A 1,857-nucleotide genomic window follows, 5' to 3' on the forward strand; every position below is an offset into this window, starting at 1 on the left:
TGCTGAACAGCGGGCTGGTGGGCTTGGCCGAATGGCACACGGTGCAACGCTGCTCGATCACGCTGTGGACCTGGCCGAAATCCGTAGTGGCCTGGGCCGGTGCCGGTTCAGCCGCAGGTGCCGCGGGTGCGGCAGGCGCAGCAGGTTTCAAGCCACCGCCCAACGCCGTTTCCGGCAATGGCTGGTACTCGATGGCGGCAGGCGCCTTGGCCACTTCCGGAGCGGTCGACACCGGTTTTGGTCCGGTGACGTACGCCAGGCAAATCATCGCCAACGCGCCCACCGGCAAGGTCCACGCATACTTCTGGCTGTTGTGACGGGTGTTGAAATAATGCCGTACCAACACCGCCGCCACCGCGATACCGGCCAGGATCAGCCAGTTGTATTGGCTGCCGTAGGTGCTCGGGAAGTGGTTGCTGATCATGATGAACAGCACCGGCAAGGTGAAGTAGTTGTTGTGGCGCGAACGCAGCAAGCCCTTGGCCGGCAGTGCCGGGTCTGGCGTGCGGTTCTCCGCGATTGCCGCCACCAACGCGCGTTGCGCCGGCATGATGATGCGGAACACGTTACCGACCATGATGGTGCCGATCACCGCACCCACGTGCAGGTAGGCGCCACGGCCACTGAACACTTTGCTGAAGCCGTACGCGGCGGCAATCAACAGCACGAACAGGATGAAGCCGAGCAGGGCAGGGCGCTTGCCCAGGGCCGAGTCGCAGAGGAAGGAGTAGATGAACCAGCCGGCGAACAGTGAGCCAATGCCCAGCAACACGCCTTCCGGACCACTGAGGCTGCTGCCCGGAGCCAGCAGGTACAAGGTCGGGTTCCAGTAGAACACCACGCACAGCAGCGCAATGCCCGACATCCAGGTGAAATAGGCTTCCCATTTGAACCAGTGCAGGTTATCCGGCATGGTCGGCGGGGCCAGTTTGTATTTTTCCAGGTGGTAGATACCGCCACCGTGGATCGCCCACAAGTCACCGGCCAGGCCGCTCTTGGGGTTGACGCGATTGAGGTTGTTTTCCAGCCAGACAAAGTAGAAAGAAGCGCCGATCCACGCGACGCCCGTGATCATGTGAACCCAGCGCACGCTCAGGTTCAGCCATTCCATCAAATGTGCTTCCACAGTCTTTACCTCTCGCCTGTCACCCTTGTTGTCGGGTGATCAGACCTTCTCTTATTGGTGGGGGGCGAGGATCAAACGCTCATCCTCTTTGAAAAAATGCTCATCGCAGTTATTGCCTGTGCCACTGCGATCAACCACCAGGAAGTCATCCCGCTTTTCGATCGTCAGCACCGGGTGGTGCCAGACGCCGCGATGGTAATTAATGCCCTGCCTGCCGTTGGTGACGAAGGCGCGGACCAAGCCCGATACAGGTTCATCGCCAAGTGGCGCGACCACGATCAGAAAGGGGTTGCCGAGCAGCGGTATGAAAGCCTGGCTGCCCAGCGGGTGTCGTTCCAGCATGCACACGGTCAGCGGCATGTCCTGCGCGTCGGCGCGGAAGATGCTGATGATGGCGTTGTCCTCAGGCGTAGCGGTTTCCACCGTGGCCAGTTTGTGGAAGCGCATGGTCGACCCGTTGTTGATCATGAAGTGATCGCTGCCATCGGTTTCGATAACGTCTCCGAAGGGGGCGAAGGCTTCTTTGGTCAGGGGTTCGATCACGAGTGTGCGCATGGCTGTCTTCTTATCCGAATTTTGTGTTGTTTGATCTGCTTGCTTTTGTAGTGAGCGGGCTTGCCCCGCGCTGGGCTGCGTAGCCGCCCCAAAATCAGGGCCGCTTCGCGCCCCAGCGCGGGGCAAGCCCGCTCACCACAGGTTTAGCGATTACTTCGAAACTTTACCGAAGACCC

General features: G+C 60.3%; 2 protein-coding genes. Both read right to left on the bottom strand.

The annotated features are described in order from the left end of the window. A partial coding sequence (locus HX823_RS31460; RefSeq protein WP_177078539.1) for a urate hydroxylase PuuD occupies positions 1-1,126 on the bottom strand: 1,126 nt, incomplete at its 3' end. 51 nt (positions 1,127-1,177) lie between these two features. Further along, on the bottom strand, positions 1,178-1,681 hold the full coding sequence (locus tag HX823_RS31465) for an ureidoglycolate lyase (RefSeq protein WP_017137849.1): 504 nt from the start codon (positions 1,679-1,681) through the stop codon (positions 1,178-1,180). Positions 1,682-1,857: the final 176 nt, after the last annotated feature.

It is taken from the genome of Pseudomonas sp. P7759, from assembly GCF_013386445.1.
Taxonomy (GTDB): domain Bacteria; phylum Pseudomonadota; class Gammaproteobacteria; order Pseudomonadales; family Pseudomonadaceae; genus Aquipseudomonas; species Aquipseudomonas azotoformans_A.